Below are 19605 nucleotides of genomic sequence, written 5' to 3' on the forward strand. Positions count from 1 at the left end.
CAGTGAGGGGGCGCGCGCGTTTGGCACGCAAGCAGCACCGAATCGGCCTCAACCGAAATGAGGGGCCGATTCGAGCTCCGTCGCCGGGAACGGTACCGCGGGGGTTTACGCGTGCTCGTACACCGAGATGTGGCTCTTCCAGTTGAAGACCGTGTCCGGGATGTAGGTACCTCCGGGCGGGGTGATCAGGAACTGGTCGTCCTTGTTGTTCGGGTTCGCGGCGTAGGTGAGTCCGTCGCAGGAGACCGCCCACCGCTGCTGGTGGGTGGCGTCCTCGGCCAGGCACTTGCCGTTGGAGGCCATGAGCTCGTCACCGTCGGCGTACCACACCTGGCGGGAGTCGTTGTAGTTGCACGGGGTGAGGGCGACGTTGTAGCTGGTGTCGGTCAGGCACCTGCTGCCCTGGCCGATCAGGTAGCCGATGGCGCCGTCGTGGTTGATGTGCGGGGTCTCGGCGACGTCCCAGTTGTAGTACGGGGTGTTGTAGTTGCCCGAGTACAGGTCGTCGTGCACGTCGCTGCCGGAGGCGTGGGAGGGGATGCGGAACTGCACCCCGTCGGCGATCGGCTGGCCGCGCTTCTCGGCGATGACCGGCTCGATCGAACCGCCGCCGCTGTAGGCGATCGGGAAGGCGCCGAAGTTGTGGCCCATGACGTAGTTCAGCGCGCTCTGGACACTGCCGACCATGTTCGGGCCCACGCTGCCGATGCGGGCGCCGACGGACTTCAGGGCCTGTCCGGCGCTCTTCAGGGTGGCCCGGACGCCCTTGCCGACGTAGGACTCGTCCAGCTTGTCGAGGCCGGAGAACGTCAGCATGGAGACGGTCGCGTCGAAGAAGGCGCCGCCGACGCTCTTCCAGTTGAGGTAGCCGTCGGTCAGGTACTGGAAGGCCAGCGCGCCGACGAAACCGCCGACGAAGGACGCGAACCGCACGCCCCACTTGCAGCCGACCGGACCGGTGAGCGAGCAGATCAGCGTGGAGCCGAGGATGGTGATGACCGCGTCAGCGGCGATCTCCACCGCCCGCGCCGACAGGTAGGACCACTTGGCCTCTGTCACCTTGTGCAGCTTGCCCGTGCAGTCGGTGACGGCCTCCTTCTTCTTGGAGGCGAGGACCGTCACCTGGTGCGCGGTGAGCGCGTACGAGGTGGCGGAGACCGTGGCCGTGGAGGAGCCGGAGTCGTAGGCCGCGCTCTGGACGACGGGTCCGTTCGCCACCGGTCGTGCCTGTGCGCGGTAGGCGGCCTCGACCGCGTCGACCGTCCCCTCGCAGAGCTGCGTGACCGAGGTGGACGTCTTCCGGGCCGCGTCGGACAGGCGGCTGCCGAAGGAGGCGTCGAGGAGGGTGGCGGCCAGAGCGGTGACCAGCACCGTGATGATCAGTGTGCGTATGGGCACCCGTTGAAGCGGACGCCCGGTGAACCAGGTCAGCACGAATAAGCTCCTTATGGATGCTTTGTTCGGATCGTGAACGCGGCGGTGTGTGCGGGTGCCGCCCGGGGAGCCGCCCCTGCCGAGGCCGACGTATTCGGGTCGCCGGACCGCCGGCGGGGGCGGAACACTTCCGATCCTGTGGGGCCCGACGTTGTTGCTCAATCCCCCTTCCGGGGGCGGCAACAACTCGGTGACCTGGGGAGACGCCGAACCCGCGGGTCCGATCCGCGACACCTTCCCGGTCCGGTCGGCGACCACTGCGACCGGAACAGCCGTTGGACCGGCGGGCCGGGGCGTAGGAGTGCGGACGCGGTACTCGGGTGGTCGGCTGGTTATGGGCGTCGTGGCTTTCTTCTCCCGGATGCCTGCCTTGATGTGGCGCTTGCGCAGGGGGGCGGGGTTGCCGCGGGAGGAGGTCAGGTCCTGTCACCGGCGACCGCGTCCGACCGGGTACGGGAGCGGCCAACGGGGCCGCGGACCGAGCAGCCGCGCAGCGGGACCTCGAACTGGACGGCCCCTTGCTGACCATCGGCTACCTCTTCGGCCGAATCCCCAGGCACCGTGCCGCTCGGCACAGAACAGCTGTGGCCTGCCGCCCCGGTCGGCGAGCGCCGGTCGCAGGCCGCCCACCCGCTCGCGGCCGCGTCCAGGCAGGCGAGGGCGGCTGCGACCACGGAGGCGACACGCTCGTGGTCGCCGGCGTGGACGACGTCACAGCCGAGTCCTCCGGCCTGGCGGGTCACCGCGCCCACGTCGCCGGGGCCCTGGACGGCGCTGACCCGACCTGCCCGTTCTGCTCCTGACCCGCCAGCCCAAGTTCATCGACCGGGCAGCAGCCGCCGGCATCGACCTCCAGCTCTCAGGCCACACCCACGGCGGCCAGATCTGGGCCTTCCCCCACCTCGTCCGCCTCGACCGACCAGCCCGCCCTCGCCGGCCTCAGCCACCACGGCCCCCGCACCCTGCTCCACACCAGCCGTGGCACCGGCTTCTGGAGCCGCCGTTCCGCATTTTCGCCCCCACCGAGATCACCCTGCTCGTGCTCCGCTCGCCGCACCTGCCCACCTCGCCGTAGCACCGGGCGGGCCGGCACAACCGCTCGCAGCAGTCCCACGACCGAGGGGTGTGGCGTCGGCAGACGAACAATCGCAAGAGCCCAGCTCAGCCCCAGGCAGCCACCGGCACAAAGGAACTGTCCTGCCGGAACAGATCCGTCCCCGCCGTCCGGTCCAGGCGGAGCTGGTAGTTGTAGTGGCGCAGGAAGTACCCGGGGTAGTTGTACGACTCCCAGCGGATCGAGCCCGAGGACGAACCCGTGCGGGCGACGAACGTCGCGTCCTTGGCGAAGGTCGACGTGCCGTCGTTCGCGTCGAAGCGGCCGCGGAAGTCCCAGTGGCGCAGGTAGTTGCCAGAGGCGTCGCGGAAGGAGTAGCCGTTGGCGTCGGCGAGGCCCGCGACGACCGTGAAGGTGGACGCCGACTTCTCGGCGGCCGTGCTGGAGCCGGTCACCACCGGGAGGTTGAGCAGCGAGGACTGGGTCTGCCAGTACCGGGTCGAGTAGTTGGCCGACTGGAAGGACCGGGTGACGTTCTTCGCGAGCGAGGGCCCGCCGGACACCGTCTCCTTGATGACCGTGAAGTGGCGTGCGGTGCCGGAGACCACCGGCAGGGCGGTCGGGGCGGACCAGGTCGCGAAGGTGTCGTGGCTGTCGCTGTAGTAGTAGTTCCCGTCGCCGTAGCCGTCGAAGAAGATCCGCCAGCCGCCGTTGTCGAGCTGGATCACGGACGGGCCCTCGCGGTAGCTGCCCCAGCCCGCCCAGTCGCCGGTCCTGGAGATCGTGTAGGGGCCGGTCAGGGACGACGCCGTGGCGTACTCGATGTACTTCGTCGTCTCGTTCTTCGTGAAGGCGTGGTAGGTCGAGCCGGTCCGCACGATGTACGTGTCGATGTGGTTGGAGCCGATCCCGGACAGGGCCACCGGTGAACTCCAGGACGTCAGCGCCGAGTTGGCCGCCTTCAGCCGGTACGGTGTGAAGATCCACTCGTCGCTGGTGAGCGAGCAGGACACGATGACGTGCACACTGCCGTCGCTGTCGACGAACCACTCCGGCGCCCACGCGCGGGACAGGTTGGCGATCGGGACCGTGTAGTCGTACAGGAAGGTCCAGTTGGCGCGGTCGGAGCTGCGCGCGAAGCCAATGGTGGTGCTGACGTCCTGCCAGGTGTGGGTCGTGTACGTGAGGTAGTAGTAGCCGTCGGTGTGCTTGAAGACGCTCGCGTCGCGGATCCTGTTTTTGGGCGGCGTGTAGGCGGAGGACTTGAGCAGCCGGAAGTCCGTGGCGTCGTCCGACTGGTAGACGTTCACGGTGCCGTCGTTGCTGTTGAGGAACGGGACGATCGTGTAGCGGGTGGCCGAGCCGCTGGGCGGGGCGGCGGCGTAGGCCGCGCCGGGCAGTTCGCCCAGCAGGACGGCGGAGGCGGGCAGGGCCGCCATCGCGCGCAGCAGGGTGCGGCGGGACGGCGTGGGGGGTCGTGTGGTCACGGCGGCTCTCCCTGGGGCAAGGACACAACGCGGCTCTCGACGTCCGAGCGGCCGGACGTCCGACATTTCGAACAAGGTTCGGAAAGTCGATCAGAAGGTAGGACCGTGACCGGAACGCGTCAATGCTTTGCACAGGACCTGCGGGACCTGGTGAGCCCTGTGAGGCGCCTGTGGCGTCCGCCGAACCGCCGCTCGCACCTGGAATCGTTCCGCGAAGCGCTTTCCGACGTTACCGTTCGGTAGGCAACGTCGTCCCGGAGTCCCGGAGGTGCCCCGCATGATGTACGACCGTTCCGCAGGCCTGGTGGAGACGGCCCGGGCGCTGGCCGACGGCACGACCACCTCCCGGGCGCTCGTCGAGCAGACGCTGGCGCGGATCCTCGGCAGTCAGGGCACGCTCAACGCCTTCCGGATCGTACGGACGCGGGCCGCCCTCGCGGAGGCGGAGGCCGCGGACGCCCAACTGGCCGCCGGAGTACGCAAACCGCTGCTCGGCGTGCCCGTCGCCGTCAAGGACGACATGGACGTGGCAGGTGAGCCCACCGCCTTCGGCTGCCAGGGAGAGTTCCCGGCGGTCGCCCGGGACGGCGAGGCGGTACGGCGGCTGCGCGCGGCCGGGGCCGTGATCGTCGGCAAGACCAACACCTGCGAGTTCGGGCAGTGGCCGTTCACCGAGGGACCCGCCTTCGGCGCGACCCGCAATCCATGGAGCACGGAGCACACGCCGGGCGGCTCGTCCGGCGGGTCCGCCGCGGCCGTCGCCGCCGGTCTCGTGCCCGCGGCCCTCGGCTCGGACGGGGCCGGTTCGGTACGGATCCCCGCCTCCTGGACCCACCTCGTCGGCATCAAGCCGCAGCGCGGCCGCATCTCCACCTGGCCGCGCGGCGAGTCGTTCCACGGCATCACCGTCAACGGCACGCTCGCCCGCACGGTCGCCGACGCGGCCCTCCTCCTCGACGCGGCGAGCGGCAACCACGTCCTGGATCCGCACCGGCCGCCCGCCGTCGACGCCGTGGCGGCGGTCGGCCGCGACCCGGGCCGGCTGCGCATCGCGCTCGCCCTGAAACCTCCGTTCACCGCGCTGCCCGCCCGGCTCCAGCCGGAGGTACGGGCGCGGGTGGTCGAACTCGCCGAGAAACTCAGCAACTTGGGCCACATGGTCGAGGAGGCGGATCCGCCGTACGGGCAGATCGGACTCACCTTCATCCCGCGTGCCACGGCCGGTATCGCCGAACGGGTCCGTGAGGCGCCCTTCCCCGCGCTCCTCGACCGCCGCACCCGGGGCGCGGCCCGGCTCGGCGGACTGCTCGGCGGGGCCCCGCTGCGGGTCGCGCGGCGCGCGGAGGCGGTCCTGCACCGCCGTATCGGCGCGTTCTTCACGTCGTACGACGTCGTCCTCGCCCCGACCACGGCCGCTCCCCCGCCGCGCATCGGGACGATGCTGGAGCTGAGCGGGCTTGCGACCGACCGCGCGATGATCGCGGCCTGTCCCTACGCCTGGCCGTGGAACGTGCTGGGGTGGCCCGGGGTCAATGTGCCCGCCGGATTCGTCGGCGCAGGGCTGCCCGTCGGGGCGCAGTTGCTCGGACCCGCGAACAGTGAGCCGCTTCTCCTGTCGCTGGCCGCCCAGTTGGAGGCGGAGCTGCGCTGGCACGAGGCCTGGCCGCCCGAGCAGGCCGCCGTGGATTCTCCCGCCGCCTGACAGCGTTCCGCCCGTACCCTGTGACCATGGACGATGCGTCGATGGTCGGGCTCATGGGGCGGGTCACGGGGGCGATCGGGCCGGGGCTCGTCGGCGAGGTGATCGTCCGGGTGCGGGGCGGCGCCGAGCACTTCCTCGCCTACCCCGCCACCGGCACGGACCGGATCGAGCGGGGCACGGTGGTGATGGTGGTGGAGTACCTGCCGCCGAGGACGGTCTACGTGCAGGCGGCATACGACAGTTGAGCCTGCTCACGCCCAGGTGAGAGGCGTGTGTATCAAGGTTTCGACAAGGATTCGTCAGCGTCTTCACCCCCGCCTCCAACAGGCGCACACTCCCTTCGTTCGGTGCCGAAAGGGCACCATCCAAAGGGGGCGTATGCCGATGATCATCGGCGTCGTTGCGGGGGTGGCCGTAGCTGCCATCGCCGTTCTGATCGGTCTGTTCAAACTGATGTGGCGTGTCGCGGAGCCCAATGAGGCACTGATCATCTCGGGCTCCAACCACAAGACCGAGGGGCTCGAAGCGGGCATGGGATTCCGCATCGTCACCGGGCGCGGCACTCTGGTGCTGCCCGGTGTGCAGGCGGTGCGCAAGCTCTCGCTCGACCTGAACGAGACCGAACTGCACGTGGACTGCGCAACGCACCAGGGCATTCCGCTCAAGGTGCGGGGCGTGGTCATCTTCAAGGTGGGCGACGACTTCGTGTCGATCGCCAACGCGGGGCGCCGCTTCCTCGACCAGCAGAAGCTGATGTCGGAGCGCGTGCACAACGTGTTCGCCGGTCATCTCAGGTCCATCGTCGGCGGGTTGACCGTCGAGGACATGATCCGTGACCGGGAGAAGCTCACCGGGCAGACCCGGGCTGCCTGCGGCACGGAGATGGAGAAGCTGGGGCTCATCGTCGACTCCCTGCAGATCCATGAGATCGAGGACCCGACCGGGTACATCCAGAACCTGGCGATGCCGCACGCGGCAGCCGTCCAGCGGGACGCGCGCATCGCGCAGGCGGAGGCGAACCGGCTGGCCACCGAGGCCGAGCAGCAGGCGTTCGCGCGGATGGCGGAGGCCACCCGGGACAGCGAGATCCTCCAGGCCGGGTACCAGGCGGAGCGGGACAAGGCGGCCGCGAAGGCGCAGCAGGCCGGTCCGCTCGCCGACGCCGCGGCCCGGCAGGAGGTCGTCATCCAGGAGACCCGGGTCGCCGAACTCGAGGCGCACCGGCGGGAGCAGCAGCTCCAGGCGGACGTCCGCAAGCCGGCGGACGCCAAGGCCTACGAGAAGCGCACGCTCGCCGAGGCCGAGCGCGATGTGCGGATCTCGGCGGCCGAGGCCAAGGCGAAGGAGACGGAGCTCGCCGCGGCGGCCGAGGCCACCCGGGTCAAGACGGCCGCGGGCGCCGAGGCCGAGGCGACCAAGGCTCACGGTACGGCCATGGCCGCGTCGACCCGGGCCACCGGTGAGGCCGAGGCCGCCGCGGCGCAGGCCAGGGGTCTCGCGGAGGCGGAGGCGGTCAGGGCGAAGGGTCTCGCGGAGGCGGAGGCCATCAAGGCCCGTGCCGCCGCCCTCGCCGAGAACCAGGAGGCGGTCGTCGCCCAGCAACTCGCCGAGAACTGGCCGGAGATCGTCAAGGCGGGCGCGTCCGCGTTCGGCAACGTCGACAACATGGTGGTGCTCAACGGCGCCGACGGGATGGCGGACATGCTCGCCAAGGCGCTCACCATGGGCGGCACCGGGCTCGGTCTGGCCCGTCAGCTGTTGGCGTCGATGAACCAGAACGGGCAGACGCCGAACGGGACTTCGCTCAACGGGGTCGCCGCACCGCCGCCCGTCCAGAAGGTGCCGGTCCAGGAGTAGAGGGCAGGCGGTCCGGGACCTTTGGAGCAAAGGGTCCCGGACCGACCCGCGTTCACCGTGCGAGCAGCGTGGCACCCAGGCCGACGAGAGCGAGGACCTTGGCGATCTCGAAGGCGATGTAGACGAGGTGACCGCGCGAGCGCGGCAGGTCCTCGCCGGCCAGGACGCGTTGGGAGCGTCGGTTCAACCGGGGGCGGACCACGGCGAGTTGACCGACGAGCAGCACCAGCAGAGCCACGGTCCACGCGATGACCCCAGGCGGCGCGTCGCCGAAGGCGAGCAGCACGACCACCGCGGCGGCCAGGACGCCCTCCACCAGGTTCAGGACCGGAAGACCAGGCGGCCGATGCCCAGGCCGACTTGCGTCGTCACTCCCGGCGCACGGAACTTCAGTGGCGCCTCCAGAAAGGAGATCGCCGGCACCATCCCGAGCCATACGAAGGTGACCGCGCCCGCCGCTTCGTTCCTCCGGCCGACCGTACTACCGCCCCGGTTCCGCGGACGCCTAAGGTGCCCCCGTGACTGCGTTTACCGATGAGAACGTCCCCGGCCGCTTCGGCGCCACCGCCACCACCGAGGCCGACCCGCGCGAGGTCGGCCGGGTGCGCACCGAGTACTCCCCCGCACACGACGGCGACCCCGACCCCGGGGAGATCGTGTGGACCTGGGTGCCCTTCGAGGAGAACGACGGACGCGGCAAGGACCGTCCCGTACTCGTGGTCGCCCGGGAGGCGGCCGGCTCCTTCCTCGCCGTGCAGCTGTCGAGCAAGCGGCACGACGGCGACCGGGAGTGGGTGCCGATCGGCAGCGGTCCCTGGGACCGGACCGGCCGGGACTCCTGGGTGGACGTCGACCGCGTCCTGCGTCTGCACGAGGAGGGCATGCGCCGGGAGGCGTGCGCGCTGGACCGGGGACGGTTCAACCTGGTCAGGCAGCGGCTGCACGAGCGGTACGGCTGGACCTGACGGCTAAGCCGTTCGGAGCAGCCCCGCCTTGGGAAACGCGCGGGCGAACGCCTCGCGGACCATCGCACCGCGTGTCCGGTCCAGCACCCCGAACACCACGTGCTCGAAGGCCCCGCCGAACCGTCCGCCGGGCCCGAGAAGCGTCCGGAACGCCCCCGCCACCTGGGCGGGGTCGTTCTGGAAGACCCCGCAGCCCCAGGCGCCAAGGACCAGCCGCCGGTAGCCCTCCGCCACGGCCACCGACAGGACCTGCCCGGAGCGCGCCGCGAGGGCCTCCGGCAGCTCGGCGGCCCGCTCGGGGGCCGTGCGCCGCACCACCCCGGCGTTCGGGGCGGCCGCCGTCAGGAAACCCACGAGGTGCGCCGAGTCCAGCAGCGCGCCGCGGTCGTCCCGGAACACCGGTACGGCCGGTGAGTGGATGACCCGGTCCGTGTAGAACGGGTCGCGGTGGGCCCGGTGGTGGTCGTAGAACTCGCGGGCCCGGAGCTGGCAGGTGTACAGCGCGGAGGCGCGGCACAGGGCCTCTTCCTGGGCCTGGGCGCCGTTCAGATAGCCGCCGCCCGGATTGCGGGCCGAGGCGAAGTTCAGCACCGCAGGCCGGCCGCCGAGCCGGTGGGCCGCTTCCAGGCTGCTCTCCCCCGTGACCTCGAAGCACGTGTCCACGGCGGAGAAAACCGGCACCTGGACGGGCTCCGGTCCGTACATCCGCGTCCCCGCCCGGGCCGCCTCGATCTCGGCGGCCACGGAGACCTCGTGCCCGTCCGGCGCGCGATAGTGGCCCGCCGCGACGATCCGTTCCGTCTCCTGCGCGATCCCGCGCAGACGCGCGCTCATGGCGCCACCCCCGTGGACGCCATGACCGCTCGCCGTGCGATTTCCCCCGTCGTGCCCATGCTGGAATCGTGAGCGATACCGGTGTGGCGGTGCAACAGAGTTTCCGGCGCCCGGATCAACCGGAAAACTCCTCGAAAATCCTGGGAGAACGGAGATCCACAGCCCCTAATGCGAGGATGTGCCCCCTTGTGCGGAACGGCACGAGGGTCTTGGGTGGGACGAGCGTTGCCGGTCCGACCCACATGATCCCCGGACCGGTGGCATGGTGGAATCTCAGGAGGATCCCGACATGTCCGACACCCCCAGCGACTGTACGCCGGCCGACTGTACGAAGCCGCGTACCTCGCTCCCCGAAGCAGAGCTCGAGGCCCTGGTCCGCGGCATCTGCTTCAAGACCGGTCCACCCCGCCGTATCGGGGTGGAAGTGGAATGGCTCGTCCACGAGCTGCGCAGCCCGCGGCTCCCCGTGACACCGGAACGACTCGCGGCGGCCTACGCCGCACTGCGGACCGTGCCCCTGGACTCGGCGCTCACCGTCGAACCGGGCGGCCAGCTGGAGCTGAGCTCGCAGCCCGCCGACTCCCTGATGGAGTGCATCGGTACCGTCTCCGCCGATCTGGCCGCCGTACGGGCGGCCCTCGCCGAGCACGGTCTCGGCCTCGTCGGCCTCGGCCACGACCCCTGGCACCCGCCCCGCAGATACCTGCGGGAACCGCGCTACGACGCCATGGAGACCTGCCTGGACCGCAACGGCCCGGCAGGGCGCGCCATGATGTGCACCTCGGCCTCCGTACAGGTGTGCGTGGACGCCGGCCACGAGGAGCCCGGCCCCCTGGGCCTGGGACGTCGCTGGTGGCTCGCGCACCAGCTGGGCCCGGTCCTGGTGGCCGCCTTCGCCAACTCCCCGCTCGCCGGTTCCGAGCCCACCGGCTGGCTCTCCACGCGCCAGCTGCTGTGGACGGAGATCGGCAAGGACCGGGCGGGCGGCCCGTCCCTGGACATCGACCCCCGCAGCGCGTGGGCCCGGCATGTCCTGGACGCGCCCGTGATGTGCATACGGCGGGACAGCGGCCCCTGGGACGTCCCGGAGGGGCTCACCTTCCGGGAGTGGGCCAGGTCGGGGTCGCCCCGGCAGCCGACGCGGGAGGATCTCGACTACCACGTCTCGACCCTGTTCCCGCCGGTCAGGCCGCGCGGCCATCTGGAACTGCGCATGATCGACGCCCAGCCCGGCGAGGACGGTTGGATCGTCCCGCTCGCCGTGACGGCGGCGCTCTTCGACGACCCGGAGACCGCCGAGACCGCCTACCGGGTGGTGAAGCCGCTGGCCGAGCGGACCCTGTCGATGCCCGCCCCGCACAATCCGCTGTGGATCGACGCGGCCCGCCACGGCCTCGCCGACCCCGAGCTGCACGAGGCGGCGATCGCGTGCTTCGCGGCGGCCCTGGAGGCGTTGCCACGGCTGGGTGCCACGGCCGAGGTCACGGACGCCGTCGAAACGTATCTGCACCGCTATGTGATCCGGGGCCGCTGCCCCGCCGACGATCTGCTGGACCGGACGCACGGTTCGCTCGGGAAGGAAATCCGCACATGACCAACCCGTCCGCCGACCCCTCCGTCGACCCCGAGGCCTTCCGCGAGCGGGCCGTCACCACCCTGGTCACCGCCCGGGACCGTACGACCCTCCTCACCAGCTGTGTGGAGGACCCCGACCTGACCGCCCAGCACTCGCCGCTGATGTCGCCGCTCGTGTGGGACCTCGCCCACATCGGCAACCAGGAGGAGCAGTGGCTGCTGCGGACCGTCGCCGGGCAGGAGGCGATACGGCCCGAGATAGACGGCATCTACGACGCCTTCGAGCACCCGCGTTCCGAGCGCCCCACGCTGCCCCTGCTGTCGCCCGCCGAGTCCCGGCGCTACGCGGCGGAGGTACGCGGGCGGGTCCTCGACGTGCTGGAGGGATCCGCGCTGCACGGGACCCGGCTCACCGAGGCCGGGTTCGCCTTCGGGATGATCGCCCAACACGAACAGCAGCACGACGAGACGATGCTGATCACCCATCAGCTCCGCAAGGGCCCCCAGGCCCTCACCGCCCCCGACCCGGCCCCGGCCCCGCTGTTCACCGGCCCGGCCGAAGTCCTCGTCCCCGGCGGCCCGTTCACCATGGGCACCTCCGACGAGCCGTGGGCACTGGACAACGAACGCCCCGCGCACCGGCGAGAGGTGGACGCCTTCTACATCGACACCACCCCGGTGACGAACGCCGAGTACCAGGCCTTCATCGAGGACGGCGGCTACGACGACGAGCGCTGGTGGGCCCCGGCCGGGTGGGCGCACATCCGCGGGCACTCCATCCACGCCCCGCTGTTCTGGAGCCGTGACGGCAAGCAGTGGCTGAGGCGCCGCTTCGGCGTCACCGAGGTCGTCCCGCCCGACGAGCCGGTGGTCCACGTGTGCTGGTACGAGGCCGACGCCTACGCCCGCTGGGCCGGCCGGCGGCTGCCCACGGAGGCGGAGTGGGAGAAGGCGGCCCGCCACGACCCGGCGGGCGACCGCTCGATGCGCTACCCGTGGGGCGACACCGACCCGGCTCCCGAGCACGCCAACCTGGGTCAGCGGCATCTGCGCCCCGCCCCCGCCGGCAGCTACCCGGAGGGTGAATCGCCGCTCGGGGTACGCCAGTTGATCGGCGACGTGTGGGAGTGGACGGCGAGCGACTTCGAGCCCTACCCCGGCTTCCAGGCGTTCCCCTACAAGGAGTACTCGGAGGTGTTCTTCGGCCCCGACCACAAGGTGTTGCGCGGCGGTTCGTTCGCCGTGGACGCGGTGGCCTGCCGGGGCACGTTCCGCAACTGGGACTATCCGATCCGGCGGCAGATCTTCGCCGGCTTCCGCACGGCCCGTTCCTCGGGGGCCGTCTGATGTGCCGTCACCTTGCCTATCTGGGGCCCGAGGAGCCGCTCGGCCGGCTCCTCGTGGAGCCTGCGCACAGCCTGTACCGCCAGTCGTGGGCACCGCGCAGGCAGCGGCACGGCACCGTCAACGCCGATGGTTTCGGGGTCGGTTGGTACGCCCAGGGCGACCCGGCCCCGGCGCGGTACCGGCGGGCCGGACCCATCTGGGCGGACCTGTCCTTCGCGGACCTGGCACGGGTCGTGAGGAGCACGGCGGTCCTGGCGGCCGTACGGGACGCCACCCTGGCGGGAGCCGACGCCGAGGCCGCAGCGGCGCCGTACGCCTCCGGTCCCTGGCTGTTCAGCCACAACGGCGCGGTCAAGGGCTGGCCGAGCTCACTGGCCCCCCTGGCCGCCTCGCTTCCCGCGGCGGAGCTGCTGTCCATGGAGGCCCGTAACGACTCGGCGTTCGTGTGGGCCCTGGTCCTGAACCGGCTGCGCGGCGGCGACGAGCAGGGCCAGGCGCTGGCCGACACGGTCCTGGAGGTCGCCGAGGCGGCCCCCGACTCCCGGCTCAACCTCCTGCTGACCAACGGGGAGTCCATCGCCGCGACCGCCTGGGGCGACACCCTCTGGTATCTCCAGCGCCCCGGCACCGGCACGGTCGTGGCCTCCGAGCCGTACGACGACGATCCGCACTGGCGGGAGGTCCCCGACCGCACGCTGCTCACGGCGAGCCGCGCCGATGTCCTGCTGACACCACTGAAGTCTTTGGAACCACTCAAGGAGCCGAGCACGTGAGTCCGTTCCTGCTGACCCGCACCCTGCCCGAGGACGCCACCGAGGCCGCCCTGCGCGCCGACGTCCTCAAGGGCCTGACGCACACCCCCAAGACACTGCCGCCGAAGTGGTTCTACGATGCTCACGGCAGCGAACTCTTCGAGCAGATCACCGAGTTGCCCGAGTACTACCCCACCCGTGCCGAACGGGAGATCCTCGTCGCACGCTCCGGCGAGATCGCCGCGGCGACCGGCGCCCGCACCCTGGTCGAGCTGGGCTCCGGCTCCTCGGAGAAGACCCGGTACCTGCTCGACGCACTCACCGCACTGCACACGTACGTCCCGGTCGACGTCAGCGAGAGCGCTCTGACCCAGGCCGGGCACGCGCTCATCGCCCAGCGACCGGAGCTGAGCGTGCACGCGCTGATCGCAGACTTCACGGGCGGTCTGTCCCTGCCGGGGACGCCGGGCCCGCGCCTGGTGGCCTTCCTCGGCGGCACGATCGGCAACCTGCTGCCGGTCGAGCGTGCCGCGTTCCTCTCCTCCGTCCGCTCGCTGCTCTCCCCCGGTGACGCGCTGCTCCTCGGCACTGACCTGGTCAAGGACGAGAACGTGCTGGTCAGGGCGTACGACGACGCGGCCGGGGTGACGGCCGAGTTCAACAAGAACGTCCTGACCGTCGTCAACCGCGAGCTCGGTGCCGACTTCGATCCCGGCGCCTTCGACCACGTGGCCCTGTGGGACGCCGAGAACGAGTGGATCGAGATGCGCCTGCGTTCCCGTACGGATCAGACGGTGAAGGTTCCGGCGCTGGACCTGGCCGTCGACTTCGCGGTGGACGAGGAGCTCTACACCGAGATCTCGGCAAAGTTCCGCAAGGAGGGTGTCCGCAGCGAACTGGCCGCCGCAGGGCTTGAGTTGGCGCACTGGTGGACGGACAGCGAGGGCCGGTTCGCGCTGTCGCTGAGCGTGGTGCGGTAACACGGATCGCGGGGGGGCCGGCTCGTCCCGGCCCCCCGTCAGCGACGGTCCGTCAGTGCCCGTCGAGGGCCCCGGCCATGCGCCGTACCGCCTCGGTGATCAGCTCGGGCGATGTCGCGAGGTTCAGCCGGACGAAGCCTGCGCCCCCGGTACCGAACGGAAGGCCGGAGTTCAGGGCCACCCGGCCGCGCTCCAGGAACACGGCCGCCGGATCGTCGCCCAGCTCCAGCGCACGGCAGTCCAGCCAGGCCAGAAAGGTGGCCTCGGCCGGTTCGTAGCGCACGGCGGGCAGTGACTCGGCGAGGAGTTCGGCCAGCAGCCGGCGGTTGTCGTCGAGGCCTGCGAGCAGGGCGTCGAGCCAGGCGCCGCCGTCCCGCAGGGCGGCGGTGTGGGCGAGGACGCCGACATGGCTCGGGCCGTGACCGACCTCCTCGGGAAGACGCGCGAGGTCGTCGGCCGCCCCGGGCCCGGCGACGGCCACGGCGGCCTTGATCCCGGCCAGGTTCCACGCCTTGGACGCCGACATCAAGGACAGCCCGTTTCCCCCGCCGGGAACGCTCAGGTAGGGAACGAACCTCGCGCCCGCCGCCACGACCGGGGCGTGGATCTCGTCGGCCACGACCCGCACCCCGTACGTCTGCGCCAGCCCCGCCACGTCCGCCAGTTCCTCCGCGGAGTGCACGGCGCCGGTCGGGTTGTGCGGGCTGCACAGCAGATAGACGGGCCGGGCCGCGCCCTTGCGGACCCGCGCGAAGGCGTCCTCCAGGACCTCGAAGTCGATCCGGCCGTCCTCACCGAGCGGGGCCTCGACGACCTTCCGGTCCATGTTCCCGACGAACTGGTAAAAGGGCGGGTACACGGGCGAGTTGACGACCACCGGGTCACCCGGACCGGAGACCAGCTTGAGCATCTCGACGATGCCCAGCATCACGTCCGGGACGATCGCCGTCCGCTCCACCGCGAGCCCGTCCCAGCCCCACCGCTTGCCCGCGAAGTCGGCCAACGCCTCGGCGTACGCCGTCCCGGCCGGATACCCGGTGTCTCCCAGCGCCACCGCGTCCCGGACGGCCCGCGCGACCGGTTCGGCCAGGGGGACGTCCATCTCGGCGACCCACAACGGCAGCACGTCCTGCGGGTACGTCCGCCATTTCATGCTCGTACGTCGTCGCAACTGCTCCAGGGTGAGCCGGCGCAGCGGATTGTCGGTGACGGGGGCTGGGATGTCTCGCGGCATACCGTCCATGGGCCCAAGATAGGCGGCCTTCGCCCCTCGACGAACCGGCGGACCACTCGCGCTCCGCCGCCGCCTGGGGCACGGTGGAACCATGACGAATCACACCTACCGGGTGACCGAGATCGTCGGCACCTCGCCGGACGGCGTCGACCAGGCGATCAGCAACGGCATCGCCCGCGCCTCGCAGACCCTGCGCAATCTCGACTGGTTCGAGGTGACCCAGGTGCGGGGCCAGATCGAGGACGGACGGATCCAGCACTGGCAGGTGGGGCTGAAGGTCGGCTTCCGCCTCGACGAGTCCGACTGACGGCCCGCCGGGGCGGCTGACGGCCCTCAGCCGCTCACGTCCGCCCCTCCCGCTCCTGCGCCACCTCCAGCGTCGCGGAAGGGGCGGTCCAGGATGCCCGTACGACGGTGAAGCCGGCCCGTCGGGCGTCCTCGCAGACCAACTCGTCGTCGTCCACCAGGACCCGGATCTCCCGGGTGCGGGCGAGCCGCTTCAGGATCTCCAGTTTGGTGCGCCGGGCGGGCCGCCGGTCGTCGTTGCGCCGCATGTACACGCGTCCCTCGGGCAGCCCCTGCGCGGTGAGCCAGGCGAGCGTGTCATGTCGGCAGCGCTCGGGCCGTCCGGTGAGGTAGACGATCTCGCACTCCTCGGCGCTCTCCAGCACCAGCGCGATGCCCTCCTGGAGGGGCGGATCCTCGGGCGCGGCCGCGAAGAAGCCGTCCCAGTCGCGCGGCCTGCGCTCCAGGAACCGCTGTCGGTGGGCCGTGTCGGCCAGGGTGTTGTCCAGGTCGAACACGGCGAGCGGGAGCTTGTCGCTGTCGGTCACCTCACCCACCCTAGACCCGGCAACCTTCCCGCCCCGGGCGACCACTCCCCCTCGACAGAGCAGCAGGGCCGAGGCGGGAGACTTCATGCGTGTGAACACGGCGATCTGGACGGCGGCACTGGTCGGCGCGGCCCTGGCCACGGCCTTACCCGCGACCGAGGCGTCCGCGGCACCGACCACCCGGGTGGTGGCGACCAACGGGAGCGACAGCGCCCCGGGCACGCTCGCCCAGCCGCTGCGGACGATCCAGCGGGCCGTCGACCTCGCGAGGCCCGGCGACACCATCGCCGTGCGCGGGGGGACGTACGCCCTGACCGACAACATCACCATCGCCACCTCGGGCACCGCGTCCCAGCCCATCACCCTGGGCGCCTACCAGGGCGAACGGGTCGTGATCGACGGCGAGCAACTGGCCGCGAGCCACACCCCGGTCGGCGGCAGCATCCCGCGGGCCGAGCGCGGGACCATCCACCAGGAGGCGTCCTACTGGCGGATCTCGGACCTGGAGATCGTGAACGGCCCGTACGGGGTGTACTGCGACGGCTGCAACGGCAATGTCTTCGCTCGGCTGAGGACCCACGACAACTACGAGTCGGGATTCCAGCTCCAGGGCGCCTCCAGCGACAACCAGATCCTGAACCTGGACAGTTGGGCCAACCGCGACCCGCGCAAGAACGGCGAGAGCGCGGACGGCCTCGCCATCAAGGAGGGTTCGGGCACCGGCAACGTCGTGCGGGGCGCCCGGCTGTGGAACAACGTCGACGACGGCTTCGACGACTGGAAGTTCACCTCGCCGGTCCTCATCGAGAACACGCTCGCGTACGGCAACGGTTTCAACCGCTGGAACTTCCCCGACTTCGCGGGCGACGGCAACGGCTTCAAGCTCGGCGGCGGCAGTCCGGCACCGGCGGTGGCGCACACCCTGCGCAACTCGATCGCCTTCAAGAACGCGGCGCACGGCGTCACCGACAACGGCAACTCCGGCGCCCTCACCCTGACCCGCGACACGACCTGGGCCAACGGCAACACCGGCTTCGACGCGGACGTCGTGGGCGGCACGGCCCACCTGACCGCGAACCTGTCCGTCGCCGACCCCAAGGCGGCCGCCGTGGGCTCGGCGACCGTCTCCAGCGGGAACTCCTGGAATCTGGGCGGCGCTTGGAACGCCTCGTCGGTGCTGAGCACGGACACGACGGCCATCACCGGGGCACGTGCGGCCGAGGGCTCCCTGCCGTCGGCCCCCTCCTTCCTGGTGCCGCGGAGCGGGGCGGCCGTCGGAGCGCGCTTCTGACTCCAGAGCACCCCGCCCGCACTCCGCGATCAGTGCCGGTTGCATGCTTCTCCCATGTCTCCGACGCCCCGCACCTTCCTGACCGGCTCCGGCTCCTGCACCCTCGTCGTCTGCCGGGGCTGCTGCTGCGGCGACGCCCGCAAGCACCCCGGCGTCGACCACGCCTGGCAGTTGGAGTTGCTGCGGGCCGGGGCCGCCGAGCACGGCTTCCAGGTCCGCACGACCGACTGCCTGGGCCCCTGCGACCAGGCGAACGTCATCGTCGTGCGCCCGTCGGCGGCCGGACGCCGGGCGGGTGGGCGGGCCGCGTGGATCGGGTTCGTCATGGACGACGCGGGCACCGAGGAGGTCGTGCAGTGGGCGGCGGCGGGCGGCCCGGGGGTGGCCGAGCCGCCGCTGACGCTGGAGTTGCAGTTCATCGAGCCGCCGCGGGAGGCCAGGGTGCGCTCCCGACGTCGCCGTTGACGCCACCTGCGACCACGAGACCACTGAAGCTCACGCTCACGCGGCCGTGTCGTAGAACTCCGCGCGGACGCGGCGCAGCCACGCCTCGGCCGGGGCCTCGTCCGGTCGGTCCGGCAGCACGCTCGGCGTCTCGGCGAACGCGGTCTCGTAGTGAGCCAGCAGCGACCGGGCCGAGGCCGGGTCGGCGGCGACGGCGTCCCCGAAGCGGTGGTACTCCTCGGGGTCCTCGACCCGCACCGTGAGCCGCCCGGCGGTATACAGCTCCAGGCCCTGGTGGCACAGCCGCTTCAGGTGCCGGGCGTGCTTGGCGGTGCGGTGGTCGCCGTCGCGGCTCTGAAGTTTCCTGAACTGCTGGGTGGCGTACCCGAGATAGGCGTCCCGGACCCGCTGGGCGCTCAGGAACGACCCGCGGATGCCGATGAGTTCGTCGCCCAGCGGGGTGCGCACCTCGTACATCTCTTCCGGCAGCCACACCAGCTCCATGACGGTCGGATTTCCGCCGAGGGCGAGCCGGCACCACTTCGCCGCCTCGTGCAGGGTGCGGTCCGGTGCCGTGGTGACGTGGGACTCCTTCGGTGTGCGCAGGCCGAGCAGGGTCTCGGTGGGCGCGGCGAACATGCCGAGCCGGTCCACGTCGGAGCCTTCGCGGGCGAGTCCGTACGCGGTCGAGCCGACGATGCCGGAGAGCAGGATGTTCTGGACGGTCACCCGGCCCATTGTGCTGACCTGCGGCGATCGCGGTCATCCGGTTTTCCGGCGGAATACCTCGACCGGTCAGGCGTTGAACCGGGTGTGAGTTCCCTGACCGCCGCCACCCGCTTCTCCGTCCTCGACCGCTCCCGCACCCGCGAGGGCGGCACGAACGCGCAGGCTCTCCAGGACACCGTCCGGCTGGCGCGGGAGCTGGAAGGGCTCGGCTACCACCGGTTCTGGGTGTCGGAGCACCACGGTGTGCCCGGAGTCGCGGGCTCCGCGCCGACGGTGCTGGCAGCCGCCGTCGCCTCGGCCACGGACACGATCCGGGTCGGCACCGGTGGCGTGATGCTGCCGAACCACCAACCCCTGGTCGTCGCCGAGCAGTTCGGAGTGCTGGAGTCCCTCTTCCCCGGCCGGATCGACATGGGCCTGGGGCGCTCGGTCGGCTTCACCGACGGCGTGCGAAAGGCGCTGGGCCGCGGCAAGGACGACGCCGACGACTTCGCCGTACAGCTGGAGGAGCTGCTGGGCTGGTTCCGCGGCACCTCCCCGACGGGGGTGCGCGCCCGCCCCGCCGAGGGTCTGACGGTGCCGCCGTTCGTGCTGGCCATGGGCGAGGGCGCCGCGATCGCGGCCCGCGCGGGCCTGCCGATGGTCATCGGCGACCTCAGGAACCGCGAGAAGATGCAGCGGGGCATCGACCACTACCGCGCGCATTTCCGCCCCTCCCCCTGGGCGTCCGAGCCGTACGTCGTCATCTCGGGCACGGTCGCGGTCGCCGCCACTCCCGAGGAGGCACGGCGCCTGCTGATCCCGGAGGCCTGGTCGATGGCGTACTCCCGGACCCACGGCACCTTCCCGCCGCTGCCGCCCGCCGAGCGCGTCGAGACGCTCCCGATGACGGCCAAGGAGCGGGGCTTCTACGAGGCCGGGCTGGCCGGGCACATCGCGGGCACCGAGGAGCACGTCGCCCACGAGCTGGAGGCGGTCCTGAAGGAGACCGGGGCTCAGGAGGTGCTGGTCACGACCAGTACGTACGACCGCGAGGCCCTGCTGGACTCCTACCGGCGGCTGGCGACGATCACCTCCGGTTAGAGTC

At 71.4% G+C, this 19605-nt stretch carries 19 protein-coding genes and 2 pseudogenes; 13 read left to right on the top strand and 8 right to left on the bottom strand.

Annotated elements, in window-relative coordinates:
• Window positions 1-105 precede the first annotated feature (105 nt).
• Complete coding sequence (locus ABZT93_RS08175; RefSeq protein ID WP_356100727.1) at window positions 106-1398, bottom strand: hypothetical protein; 1293 nt, start codon at window positions 1396-1398, stop codon at window positions 106-108.
• A 452-nt stretch (window positions 1399-1850) separates the two neighbouring features.
• The gene (locus tag ABZT93_RS08180; RefSeq protein WP_356101488.1) at window positions 1851-2186 is read right to left on the bottom strand and encodes a hypothetical protein; all 336 of its coding nucleotides are present in this window, start codon (window positions 2184-2186) and stop codon (window positions 1851-1853) included.
• On the opposite strand from ABZT93_RS08180, the pseudogene ABZT93_RS08185 reads away from it, so the two are divergent.
• A pseudogene (locus tag ABZT93_RS08185) lies at window positions 2109-2509 on the top strand (metallophosphoesterase); the annotation flags it as partial. The gene ABZT93_RS08180 and the pseudogene ABZT93_RS08185 overlap by 78 nt on opposite strands.
• A gap of 86 nt (window positions 2510-2595) precedes the next feature.
• On the opposite strand, the gene ABZT93_RS08190 reads toward ABZT93_RS08185, so the two are convergent.
• Window positions 2596-3975 (bottom strand): glycoside hydrolase family 43 protein, encoded by a 1380-nt coding sequence (locus tag ABZT93_RS08190; RefSeq protein ID WP_356100729.1) that lies wholly within the window; start codon window positions 3973-3975, stop codon window positions 2596-2598.
• A gap of 277 nt (window positions 3976-4252) precedes the next feature.
• Here ABZT93_RS08190 and ABZT93_RS08195 point away from each other — a divergent pair, with 277 nt between their 5' ends.
• From ABZT93_RS08195 to ABZT93_RS08205, 3 genes are all read left to right on the top strand, one after another.
• Window positions 4253-5677 (top strand): amidase, encoded by a 1425-nt coding sequence (locus tag ABZT93_RS08195; RefSeq protein WP_356100731.1) that lies wholly within the window; start codon window positions 4253-4255, stop codon window positions 5675-5677.
• Between the two features lie 26 nt (window positions 5678-5703).
• The gene (locus ABZT93_RS08200; protein WP_266450852.1) at window positions 5704-5922 is read left to right on the top strand and encodes a hypothetical protein; all 219 of its coding nucleotides are present in this window, start codon (window positions 5704-5706) and stop codon (window positions 5920-5922) included.
• A 133-nt stretch (window positions 5923-6055) separates the two neighbouring features.
• A complete protein-coding gene (locus ABZT93_RS08205) occupies window positions 6056-7534 on the top strand; it encodes an SPFH domain-containing protein (RefSeq protein WP_356100735.1) in 1479 nt (492 codons plus the stop codon).
• Between the two features lie 52 nt (window positions 7535-7586).
• Here the strand turns inward: ABZT93_RS08205 and ABZT93_RS08210 are convergent.
• Window positions 7587-7960 (bottom strand): annotated as a pseudogene (locus tag ABZT93_RS08210) (hypothetical protein).
• A 92-nt stretch (window positions 7961-8052) separates the two neighbouring features.
• Here ABZT93_RS08210 and ABZT93_RS08215 point away from each other — a divergent pair.
• Window positions 8053-8499: a type II toxin-antitoxin system PemK/MazF family toxin gene (locus tag ABZT93_RS08215; protein ID WP_031058547.1), complete on the top strand. Its 447-nt coding sequence runs from the start codon at window positions 8053-8055 to the stop codon at window positions 8497-8499.
• Between the two features lie 3 nt (window positions 8500-8502).
• Here ABZT93_RS08215 and ABZT93_RS08220 read toward each other — a convergent pair whose 3' ends face one another.
• Window positions 8503-9333, bottom strand: a complete 831-nt coding sequence (locus ABZT93_RS08220) for a TIGR02452 family protein (RefSeq protein WP_356100737.1) — start codon at window positions 9331-9333, stop codon at window positions 8503-8505.
• Window positions 9334-9622: 289 nt separating this feature from the next.
• Here ABZT93_RS08220 and egtA point away from each other — a divergent pair, with 289 nt between their 5' ends.
• From egtA to egtD, 4 genes are read left to right on the top strand one after another with little or no spacing between them, the layout of a single operon-like run.
• Window positions 9623-10927 carry an ergothioneine biosynthesis glutamate--cysteine ligase EgtA gene (egtA, locus tag ABZT93_RS08225; RefSeq protein WP_356100739.1) on the top strand — a complete coding sequence of 435 codons (1305 nt, stop codon included), beginning with the start codon at window positions 9623-9625 and terminating at the stop codon, window positions 10925-10927.
• On the top strand, window positions 10924-12255 hold the full coding sequence (gene egtB / locus ABZT93_RS08230) for an ergothioneine biosynthesis protein EgtB (protein ID WP_356100743.1): 1332 nt from the start codon (window positions 10924-10926) through the stop codon (window positions 12253-12255). Before egtA ends, egtB begins: the two co-directional genes overlap by 4 nt.
• A complete protein-coding gene (egtC, locus tag ABZT93_RS08235) occupies window positions 12255-13028 on the top strand; it encodes an ergothioneine biosynthesis protein EgtC (protein ID WP_356100746.1) in 774 nt (257 codons plus the stop codon). Before egtB ends, egtC begins: the two co-directional genes overlap by 1 nt.
• Window positions 13025-13987 carry an L-histidine N(alpha)-methyltransferase gene (gene egtD, locus ABZT93_RS08240; RefSeq protein ID WP_356100749.1) on the top strand — a complete coding sequence of 321 codons (963 nt, stop codon included), beginning with the start codon at window positions 13025-13027 and terminating at the stop codon, window positions 13985-13987. The genes egtC and egtD overlap by 4 nt, the downstream gene beginning before the upstream one ends.
• Before the next feature lie 52 nt (window positions 13988-14039).
• Here egtD and ABZT93_RS08245 read toward each other — a convergent pair whose 3' ends face one another.
• Window positions 14040-15221 carry an aminotransferase class I/II-fold pyridoxal phosphate-dependent enzyme gene (locus ABZT93_RS08245; protein WP_356101447.1) on the bottom strand — a complete coding sequence of 394 codons (1182 nt, stop codon included), beginning with the start codon at window positions 15219-15221 and terminating at the stop codon, window positions 14040-14042.
• 91 nt (window positions 15222-15312) lie between these two features.
• Here ABZT93_RS08245 and ABZT93_RS08250 point away from each other — a divergent pair, with 91 nt between their 5' ends.
• Window positions 15313-15528 carry a dodecin gene (locus ABZT93_RS08250; protein WP_356100751.1) on the top strand — a complete coding sequence of 72 codons (216 nt, stop codon included), beginning with the start codon at window positions 15313-15315 and terminating at the stop codon, window positions 15526-15528.
• A gap of 34 nt (window positions 15529-15562) precedes the next feature.
• Here the strand turns inward: ABZT93_RS08250 and ABZT93_RS08255 are convergent, their stop codons facing one another.
• Complete coding sequence (locus ABZT93_RS08255) at window positions 15563-16054, bottom strand: hypothetical protein (protein WP_356100753.1); 492 nt, start codon at window positions 16052-16054, stop codon at window positions 15563-15565.
• An 85-nt stretch (window positions 16055-16139) separates the two neighbouring features.
• Here ABZT93_RS08255 and ABZT93_RS08260 point away from each other — a divergent pair, with 85 nt between their 5' ends.
• Both ABZT93_RS08260 and ABZT93_RS08265 read left to right on the top strand, forming a co-directional pair.
• A complete protein-coding gene (locus ABZT93_RS08260; protein WP_356100755.1) occupies window positions 16140-17345 on the top strand; it encodes a right-handed parallel beta-helix repeat-containing protein in 1206 nt (401 codons plus the stop codon).
• Window positions 17346-17399: 54 nt separating this feature from the next.
• Window positions 17400-17810 (top strand): (2Fe-2S) ferredoxin domain-containing protein, encoded by a 411-nt coding sequence (locus ABZT93_RS08265; RefSeq protein ID WP_356100757.1) that lies wholly within the window; start codon window positions 17400-17402, stop codon window positions 17808-17810.
• 36 nt (window positions 17811-17846) lie between these two features.
• On the opposite strand, the gene ABZT93_RS08270 is transcribed toward ABZT93_RS08265, so the two are convergent.
• Window positions 17847-18518 (bottom strand): nucleotidyltransferase domain-containing protein, encoded by a 672-nt coding sequence (locus tag ABZT93_RS08270; RefSeq protein WP_356100758.1) that lies wholly within the window; start codon window positions 18516-18518, stop codon window positions 17847-17849.
• Between the two features lie 84 nt (window positions 18519-18602).
• Here ABZT93_RS08270 and ABZT93_RS08275 point away from each other — a divergent pair, with 84 nt between their 5' ends.
• The gene (locus ABZT93_RS08275; RefSeq protein WP_356100760.1) at window positions 18603-19601 is read left to right on the top strand and encodes an LLM class flavin-dependent oxidoreductase; all 999 of its coding nucleotides are present in this window, start codon (window positions 18603-18605) and stop codon (window positions 19599-19601) included.
• The last annotated feature ends 4 nt before the right edge of the window (window positions 19602-19605 follow it).

It is taken from the genome of Streptomyces sp. NPDC005303 (assembly GCF_040607335.1).
Taxonomy (GTDB): Bacteria; Actinomycetota; Actinomycetes; order Streptomycetales; family Streptomycetaceae; genus Streptomyces.

Coding starts and splice junctions, on each gene's coding strand:
- ABZT93_RS08195 (WP_356100731.1), top strand. CDS start 4,253: ATGATGTACGACCGTTCCGCAGGCCTGGTGGAGACGGCCCGGGCGCTG.
- ABZT93_RS08200 (WP_266450852.1), top strand. CDS start 5,704: ATGGACGATGCGTCGATGGTCGGGCTCATGGGGCGGGTCACGGGGGCG.
- ABZT93_RS08205 (WP_356100735.1), top strand. CDS start 6,056: ATGCCGATGATCATCGGCGTCGTTGCGGGGGTGGCCGTAGCTGCCATC.
- ABZT93_RS08220 (WP_356100737.1), bottom strand. CDS start 9,333: ATGAGCGCGCGTCTGCGCGGGATCGCGCAGGAGACGGAACGGATCGTC.
- egtA (WP_356100739.1), top strand. CDS start 9,623: ATGTCCGACACCCCCAGCGACTGTACGCCGGCCGACTGTACGAAGCCG.
- egtB (WP_356100743.1), top strand. CDS start 10,924: ATGACCAACCCGTCCGCCGACCCCTCCGTCGACCCCGAGGCCTTCCGC.
- egtC (WP_356100746.1), top strand. CDS start 12,255: ATGTGCCGTCACCTTGCCTATCTGGGGCCCGAGGAGCCGCTCGGCCGG.
- ABZT93_RS08245 (WP_356101447.1), bottom strand. CDS start 15,221: ATGCCGCGAGACATCCCAGCCCCCGTCACCGACAATCCGCTGCGCCGG.
- ABZT93_RS08250 (WP_356100751.1), top strand. CDS start 15,313: ATGACGAATCACACCTACCGGGTGACCGAGATCGTCGGCACCTCGCCG.
- ABZT93_RS08260 (WP_356100755.1), top strand. CDS start 16,140: ATGCGTGTGAACACGGCGATCTGGACGGCGGCACTGGTCGGCGCGGCC.
- ABZT93_RS08265 (WP_356100757.1), top strand. CDS start 17,400: ATGTCTCCGACGCCCCGCACCTTCCTGACCGGCTCCGGCTCCTGCACC.